The sequence below is a fragment of the Pseudomonas sp. Pse1 genome (genome assembly GCF_024519635.1).
Classification (GTDB): Bacteria; Pseudomonadota; Gammaproteobacteria; order Pseudomonadales; family Pseudomonadaceae; genus Aquipseudomonas.
On sequence record NZ_JALJRO010000030.1, the window covers coordinates 42,178 to 49,136 of the forward strand.

The 6,959-nt window shown below is 59.0% G+C and carries 9 protein-coding genes; 3 read left to right on the forward strand and 6 right to left on the reverse strand.

Annotation, left to right across the window (positions count from 1 at the left end; genetic code table 11):
- Positions 1-13 precede the first annotated feature (13 nt).
- Positions 14-919 carry a 30S ribosomal protein S6--L-glutamate ligase gene (gene rimK / locus NR126_RS26830; protein ID WP_010214091.1) on the reverse strand — a complete coding sequence of 302 codons (906 nt, stop codon included), beginning with the start codon at positions 917-919 and terminating at the stop codon, positions 14-16.
- Positions 916-1,338: an ATP-dependent zinc protease gene (locus NR126_RS26835; RefSeq protein WP_256351100.1), complete on the reverse strand. Its 423-nt coding sequence runs from the start codon at positions 1,336-1,338 to the stop codon at positions 916-918. The genes rimK and NR126_RS26835 overlap by 4 nt, the downstream gene beginning before the upstream one ends.
- 280 nt (positions 1,339-1,618) lie before the next feature.
- Between NR126_RS26835 and NR126_RS26840 the strand changes: the two genes are divergently transcribed.
- Entirely contained in the window at positions 1,619-2,023 is a 405-nt protein-coding gene (locus tag NR126_RS26840) for an RNA-binding S4 domain-containing protein (protein ID WP_027617265.1), read from the forward strand.
- Between the two features lie 48 nt (positions 2,024-2,071).
- Here NR126_RS26840 and NR126_RS26845 read toward each other — a convergent pair whose 3' ends face one another.
- Complete coding sequence (locus NR126_RS26845) at positions 2,072-2,872, reverse strand: phosphatase PAP2 family protein (protein ID WP_105754109.1); 801 nt, start codon at positions 2,870-2,872, stop codon at positions 2,072-2,074.
- Between the two features lie 100 nt (positions 2,873-2,972).
- On the opposite strand from NR126_RS26845, the gene hslO reads away from it, so the two are divergent.
- Complete coding sequence (gene hslO / locus NR126_RS26850; RefSeq protein ID WP_027617267.1) at positions 2,973-3,875, forward strand: Hsp33 family molecular chaperone HslO; 903 nt, start codon at positions 2,973-2,975, stop codon at positions 3,873-3,875.
- A gap of 179 nt (positions 3,876-4,054) precedes the next feature.
- Positions 4,055-5,596, forward strand: coding sequence for a phosphoenolpyruvate carboxykinase (locus NR126_RS26855; protein ID WP_027617268.1), 1,542 nt, complete (start codon positions 4,055-4,057; stop codon positions 5,594-5,596).
- A gap of 60 nt (positions 5,597-5,656) precedes the next feature.
- Here the strand turns inward: NR126_RS26855 and NR126_RS26860 are convergent, their stop codons facing one another.
- The 3 genes from NR126_RS26860 to NR126_RS26870 all read right to left on the reverse strand — a co-directional run bounded on the left by NR126_RS26860 (position 5,657) and on the right by NR126_RS26870 (position 6,756).
- Positions 5,657-6,010, reverse strand: a complete 354-nt coding sequence (locus NR126_RS26860) for a DUF1493 family protein (protein WP_027617269.1) — start codon at positions 6,008-6,010, stop codon at positions 5,657-5,659.
- A 66-nt stretch (positions 6,011-6,076) separates the two neighbouring features.
- Positions 6,077-6,373, reverse strand: a complete 297-nt coding sequence (locus tag NR126_RS26865; RefSeq protein ID WP_027617270.1) for a hypothetical protein — start codon at positions 6,371-6,373, stop codon at positions 6,077-6,079.
- A 98-nt stretch (positions 6,374-6,471) separates the two neighbouring features.
- Positions 6,472-6,756, reverse strand: a complete 285-nt coding sequence (locus NR126_RS26870; RefSeq protein WP_027617271.1) for a hypothetical protein — start codon at positions 6,754-6,756, stop codon at positions 6,472-6,474.
- Positions 6,757-6,959: the final 203 nt, after the last annotated feature.

The following is a 6,959-nucleotide window of genomic DNA, read 5'->3' on the forward strand; positions in this document are numbered from 1 at the left end:
GCTGCTCTTATCCTTATCCTTTTCCTTTTGTTCTGGTCATATTCGGCCCGCCGTTTTTCTCCAGGTGCTGAATGATGATTCCCGCCACATCCTTGCCAGTGGTGGTTTCGATGCCTTCCAGGCCGGGAGACGAATTGACCTCCATGACCAGAGGGCCGTGATTGGAGCGCAGGATATCCACACCGGCCACTGACAGGCCCATCACCTTGGCGGCACGCAATGCGGTCATGCGTTCTTCCGGGGTGATCTTGATCAGACTGGCGCTACCACCACGGTGCAGGTTGGAGCGGAATTCGCCGGGTTTGGCCTGGCGTTTCATCGCGGCGATGACCTTGTCGCCGACCACGAAGCAGCGAATGTCGGCGCCACCCGCTTCCTTGATGTACTCCTGGACCATGATGTTCTGCTTGAGGCCCATGAACGCCTCGATCACCGACTCCGCCGCAGTCGCCGTTTCGCACAACACCACGCCAATGCCCTGGGTGCCTTCCAGGACCTTGATCACCAGTGGCGCGCCGTTGACCATATCGATCAGGTCGGGAATGTCGTCCGGGGAGTGGGCAAAGCCGGTCACCGGCAAGCCAATGCCACGGCGTGAGAGCAATTGCAGTGAGCGCAATTTGTCTCGCGAGCGGGCAATCGCCACTGATTCGTTGAGCGGGAACACCCCCATCATTTCGAACTGGCGCAAAACCGCGCAGCCATAAAACGTCACCGATGCGCCGATCCGTGGAATCACTGCGTCGAAGCCTTCCAGGGGTTTGCCCCGATAGTGGATCTGCGGCTTGTGACTGGCGATGTTCATATAGGCGCGCAGGGTGTCGATCACCACCATCTCATGCCCGCGCTCGGTCCCGGCTTCAACCAAACGACGAGTGGAATACAGACGCGGGTTCCGCGAAAGCACAGCGATCTTCATGCAACACCTGTGGGGGAAAGATTGGACACCGGGAACACCGGCTTGTCTTGAACGTACTTGATGCCGGGATTGACGACCAGATGGCCGTCGATCAGTGCCTTGGAGCCGAGTAGCAAGCGATAACGCATGGACTTGCGGCAGGCGAGGGTGAACTCGACTCGCCATACTCGATCGCCGAGCGCCAGGGTGGTGCTGATCACGTAGCGAACCTGGGCCTGGCCGTTGGAGCTTTTGATGGTCTTGCGGGTCACCAGCGGTGCTTCGCAGCGGCGGTGCCGCAGTTGCACCACGGTGCCCAGATGCGCGGTAAAGCGCACCCATTTTTCGCCGTCGCGTTCGAAGGGTTCGATCTCCGTGGCGTGCAGGCTGGAGGTACTGGCGCCGGTGTCGATTTTCGCTCGCAGGCCGGCGACTCCCAGGTCGGGAAGGGCCACCCACTCGCGCAGACCAACAACGGTCAAATGGTCAAATGTCTTCAAATGTGCTCAGCCGGTGAGAGACCCGCTCGCCGCGCAACGCGGACGAATGAGCGGTATTCACGCAGAATAGTGGTTAAAAGGCGACAGATATCTACAGCCCGGATTGCCGGCCCTCGAACGCAGTCCGAGGAGGTCGCGCATTGTATGCTGAGCCGGTGAAAATCATGGCACGCCAGAAACGGTAGTACAGTTCAGAAATATTTCAGAATGAGGAAATCCCATGGCACAAAAAACCGAAGAGGACGACAAAGTCCGTCTCGATAAATGGTTGTGGGCGGCGCGATTCTACAAAACCCGCGCGCTGGCCAAGGCGGCCATCGAGAGTGGCAAAGTGCATTGTCGGGGTGAGCGCTGCAAGCCGGGCAAGGAGCCGCGAGTCGGTGACGAATTTCAGATTCGCGCCGGTTTCGACGAGCGCACGGTGGTCGTACAGGCCCTCTCGATTGTTCGCCGTGGCGCTCCGGAGGCACAGACCCTGTACCGCGAGACTGAGGCCAGCATCGCCAAGCGCGAGAACGCCGCAGCTTTGCGCAAGGCGGGAGCCCTGGGCGTCAGCACCGATGGCAAGCCAAGCAAGAAACAACGTCGTGACCTGTTCAAATTCCAGGGCAGCACCCAGGACTGAACAGCCAGGATCGCGACCTGTCGATGCGATCCTGGCGTAAGGCTGTGGTCAGGCGCTACGCACCACGCTCATCCGGGAAATCACCGGTAATGCGCCCAGCAACTTGAAAAGTGGTGCCGTCAGCCGCATTAACAGTTCCGACGCCTTGGCGGCGAATGGGGTGTAGTAGCCCCAACCCAGGGCCCAGACCGCCAGCAACAAGCCGCCGATGTAGTCGTCCTGGCCCCAGTGTGCCCCCGCCACCAGGCGCGGCAGCATGAACACGACGGCCAGGCCCCAGATCACCAGCCGTTGCCCGAGGGTGCGGCTGAACAGGCCCATGAACAGGGCCCAGATAATCAGTACGGACGCATGATCGCCAGGGAAGCTCTGACTGGAGCGGTCCTTGAGCTCCCAGGTTTTTTCCAGGCCCGGGAAGTAGTCGCTCATTTGTACAGCGCCGGCGATCACCATCGACGGGCTCTGATGCTGCCAGCCCAGGTGGGCGGCGACTTTGGAGAACAGCGTGCGGATCACCAGCATCAACAGCAGGATGGCGAAGAAACCGAAGAAAGCCCGGCGCACATCACTGGCTTTGAACACCCAGTTGCCGCGTATCAGCAGCGCCAGGAGGATGACGCCGACTATTGCGTCGAAGGGGCGCAGACTGGCGATTGCCCAGATATGCAGCCAGCTGGCACTGGTCGCCAGCGGATCGTTGAGCAGATGAAAAAGCCATTCGTCGAAAATTACACACAGCATTTGTCCCGCAGGCCATAACCAGAAACTCAGTAAAGCGAGCGGGATCAAATTACACAGCGTCAATCGGCCGAGGTTCCACCTTGCTTGGAACAGACTCGGATTGTTCATAAAATGCCTCCCATGGCAAAAAATCACGCACCAAAATAGTGCGATGTCGTGATTTTCAGCCCTTGGACATATTTTGTCATTACTTCAGATACCTAGACCTATGACTGATCTACCGGATACCGACTTCACCCAACGCTTCATCTTCGATGACAGCGACACCCGCGGCGAGCTCGTTGCGTTGGAGCGTAGCTACGCCGAAGTCCTCGCCAAACACCCCTACCCGGAGCCGGTTGCGCAGTTGCTCGGCGAACTGATGGCGGCTGCTGCGTTGCTGGTTGGCACCCTCAAGTTCGATGGCCTGCTGATTCTCCAGGCGCGTTCCGAAGGGCCGATTCCGCTGCTGATGATCGAGTGTTCCAGTGAGCGTGAAATCCGTGGTCTGGCGCGCTATGACGAAGCGAAGATTGCTGCAGGCGCGACACTCGCCGACATGATGCCGGAAGGCTCGTTGACCTTGACCGTCGACCCGCAACATGGCCAACGCTACCAGGGCGTCGTCGATCTGGATGGTGAAACCCTGTCCGATTGCTTCACCAACTACTTCGTCATGTCCCAGCAGATTGGCACGCGCATTCAGCTGTGCGCCGACGGCCGTCGCGCCCGCGGCATGCTGCTGCAGCAACTGCCGGCCGATCGCCTGAAGGATGAAGAAGATCGCGCCGCCAGTTGGCAGCATCTGACGGCCCTGGGCGGCACGCTGAAGGCAGACGAGCTGTTGAGCCTGGACAACGAAACCGTTCTGCATCGCCTGTATCACGAAGAGCAGGTACGCCTGTTCGATGTGCAGAAGTTGCGTTTCCATTGCAGCTGTTCGCGTCAGCGTTCGGGCAATGCATTGGTCAGCCTGGGGCAGGAAGATGCTCAGGCATTGGTCGTCGAACATGGTGGCAACATCGAGATCGATTGCCAGTTCTGCAACCAGCGCTACCTGTTCGATTCGGCCGATATCGCTCAATTGTTCTCCGGAGCGGGCGTGGATACGCCATCGGATACTCGGCACTAAAACGCTTCAGCACAGGTGAATTCACTGCTTTGCGCCGGATTTGCGCCGTACTGACGGGAGGACTCTACTCTTTTCAGGCTTTTCTGGCATAATCCGGCCCACTTTTTTCACGGTAGTAGTGCAGGACTTTCTACTACAAAACGTTCGGAGCACTCGGCCAATGGCCGACGGGGAACCTCATGACGCAAGCCAATAACGCCGTGTACACCGATCTGAGTGTTGATGATCTGGTTAAAGAAGCCCTCAATCGTGGTGAAGGCGAGCTTGCCGATACTGGCGCACTGGTAGTTCGCACCGGTCACCGTACCGGCCGTTCGCCAGTTGACCGTTTCATCGTTGAAGAGCCAAGCACTCAGGATGCCATCGCTTGGGGCCCAATCAACCGCAAGTTCCCGGCCGACAAGTTCGATGCCCTGTGGGACCGCGTTGAAGCGTTCAACAACGCTCAAGAGCATTTCGTTTCCCATGTGCATGTAGGTGCGGCAGCGGACCACTACCTGGCCGTGAAGATGACCACCCAGACTGCCTGGCAGAATCTGTTCGGTCGTTGCCTGTTCATCAACCCGGCCCAGTACAACCCGGCTGGCCGTGAAGAGTGGCAAATCCTCAACGTTGCCAACTTCGAGTGCGTGCCAGAGCGTGACGGCACTAACTCCGACGGCTGCGTGATCCTCAACTTCGCGCAGAAGAAAGTGCTGATTGCCGGCATGCGCTACGCCGGTGAAATGAAGAAAGCCATGTTCTCGGTGCAGAACTTCCTGCTGCCGGCTGCCGACGTACTGCCAATGCACTGTGCCGCCAACATCGGTGAAGAGGGTGACGTGACCCTGTTCTTCGGTCTGTCCGGCACTGGCAAGACCACCCTGTCGGCTGACGAAAGTCGTTACCTGATCGGTGACGACGAGCACGGTTGGGGCGAAGGCGTTGTCTTCAACATCGAAGGCGGCTGCTACGCCAAGTGCATCGACTTGTCCGAGAAGAACGAGCCGGTCATCTGGAAAGCCATCAAGCACGGTGCGGTCCTGGAAAACGTCGTTATCGATGATGCCAAGCACGCCGACTACAACGATGTCAGCCTGACCCAGAACAGCCGTGCGGCGTACCCGCTGGAGCACGTTGCCAAGCGTTCGGAAGCGAACCTGGGTGGCGAGCCGAACGCGGTGATCTTCCTGACTTGCGACCTGACCGGCGTCCTGCCGCCCGTGTCGATCCTCAACGAAGAACAAGCGGCCTACCACTTCCTGTCCGGCTACACCGCTCTGGTGGGCTCGACTGAAATGGGTTCGGGCAGCGGCATCAAGTCGACCTTCTCCACCTGCTTCGGCGCTCCGTTCTTCCCGCGTCCGGCTGGTGAATACGCTGAACTGCTGATCAAGCGCATCCGCGGTTTCAACTCCAAGGTCTACCTGGTCAACACTGGCTGGACCGGTGGCGGCTATGGTTCGGGCAAGCGTTTCAGCATCCCGACTACCCGTGCAGTGATTGCAGCGATCCAGAGCGGCGCACTGGTCGGTGCAGAGACCGAGCACCTGGGCACCATCAACCTCGACGTGCCAAAAGCCGTGCCGGGTGTTGAGACCGAGCTGCTGAACCCGCGCACCACCTGGGCTGACAAAGCTGCCTACGACGAAGCCGCCAAAGCACTGGCTGGCCTGTTCATCGAGAACTTCAAGAAGTTCGACGTGAGCGACGCGATCAAGGCTGCGGGTCCGCAGTTGTAAGCGTTAGTCTGATGCACTGAAAAAACCGCCTTTCGAGGCGGTTTTTTTTTGCCTGCATCATTACAGGCGCTCCAGTTCTGCGGTATCCCAGTGCTGGGTCTTGATCAGTTGATAAAGCATGCCAATGGTCATCGGCAGCTTTTCGCCACGCCCCTTGGCGCGGCGTTTGAGCGACAGGTCCTGGCCTTCGGGGTGGAAGTAGCGATGGCTGTCGAAGTCATTCAGATCGACATCGAACTGTTCTTCCAGGGCTTCCATCAACTGCCGGGCGTCGGCGCCGTCACAGCCAAGGTCGAAATTGACGCAGGTGCCGAGGCTGATGGTTTTGCGTTCGGGCAGGCCGAGCTCTTCGTGCAGCAGCTGCATGAGCAGGTGCATGGCGCGGTCGTCGGGGAAGTGGGGAGCGAGATTCATGGTGCTATCCGTCCGGGGTAAGGCTGGATGGTAGAGCGTGGTGAGGCCGGGTGCAAAGCCTGGTCGTCAGCTCGAGGCCTGCCAGTCGAGCAAGCGCTGCTGGGCGACTTGCAACAGGTCGCGGCCGTCCAGCGTCAGCAGGCGCAGGGCACGGGTGAGATGGGAGATGTCCTTGATGTCTGCGTGGCTGAAGGATTGGCGGTGCAGGGCGTCGAGCAGGTCGCTGGCAGCGCGGATGCGTTGCAGGGCGACTTCCAGGATGTCCTGTGGATCGGCTTCGGTGTCGATCAGCAGAATCGGGGTGTCGCCCAGGTTGCTGCGCAGCGCTCGGCGGCGGGTGATGAACGGGTCCAGCGTGGCCACTGAAAGCTTCCTTTGGTCCGACATTGAGTAGAGTGAATCATTCCTGCGGGAATGATCGAGTCTGGCACGGTCAGTTTTTCGTCTGGTTATGACTGTTTTTAGGGTGTTGATAGTTGCTGCTGAACTACATCCAGCAAGTCGCTGCCATCCTGGGTCAGCAGGTATAACGCACTGACGACATGTGCCAAGTCCTTGCCATCAGCCTGGTTGAAGCACAGGCAGTAGAGGGTTTCCAATAGCTCGCTGGCGGCGCGGACGCGTTGCTGGGCGGCCTCAAGCAAATCTAGGCTGTTGGCCTGGGTATCGATGACGAGTACCGGGGCATCGCCCGCGTTTGCTGTCAGGGGCTTATAGCGCTCGTTAGGAGGCGTCAGGCTTGTCATGTGCAGGGTTCCGGGAAGCGTTCGCCAACTATAGGGAGTGGCGCCGGAGCGCGGCAATACGGTGTATGTGGACGGCTCCTGTAGGGGATTTACGGGCTATTCAGATCTTGGCCTACAGGACTTTCAATGTGTTTTTTTGTCGGGCGGCGGGGGTGTCAGAAATTTTGTGTTCGGGCATAACATGAGTAAGAGGTGCATGTATG

Bases quoted from the DNA above. Each gene is read 5' to 3' on its own strand.
- NR126_RS26870 (WP_027617271.1), bottom strand. From the start codon at position 6,756: ATGACAAGCCTGACGCCTCCTAACGAGCGCTATAAGCCCCTGACAGCA.
- NR126_RS26860 (WP_027617269.1), bottom strand. From the start codon at position 6,010: ATGAATCTCGCTCCCCACTTCCCCGACGACCGCGCCATGCACCTGCTC.
- NR126_RS26855 (WP_027617268.1), top strand. From the start codon at position 4,055: ATGACGCAAGCCAATAACGCCGTGTACACCGATCTGAGTGTTGATGAT.
- rimK (WP_010214091.1), bottom strand. From the start codon at position 919: ATGAAGATCGCTGTGCTTTCGCGGAACCCGCGTCTGTATTCCACTCGT.
- hslO (WP_027617267.1), top strand. From the start codon at position 2,973: ATGACTGATCTACCGGATACCGACTTCACCCAACGCTTCATCTTCGAT.
- NR126_RS26840 (WP_027617265.1), top strand. From the start codon at position 1,619: ATGGCACAAAAAACCGAAGAGGACGACAAAGTCCGTCTCGATAAATGG.
- NR126_RS26845 (WP_105754109.1), bottom strand. From the start codon at position 2,872: ATGAACAATCCGAGTCTGTTCCAAGCAAGGTGGAACCTCGGCCGATTG.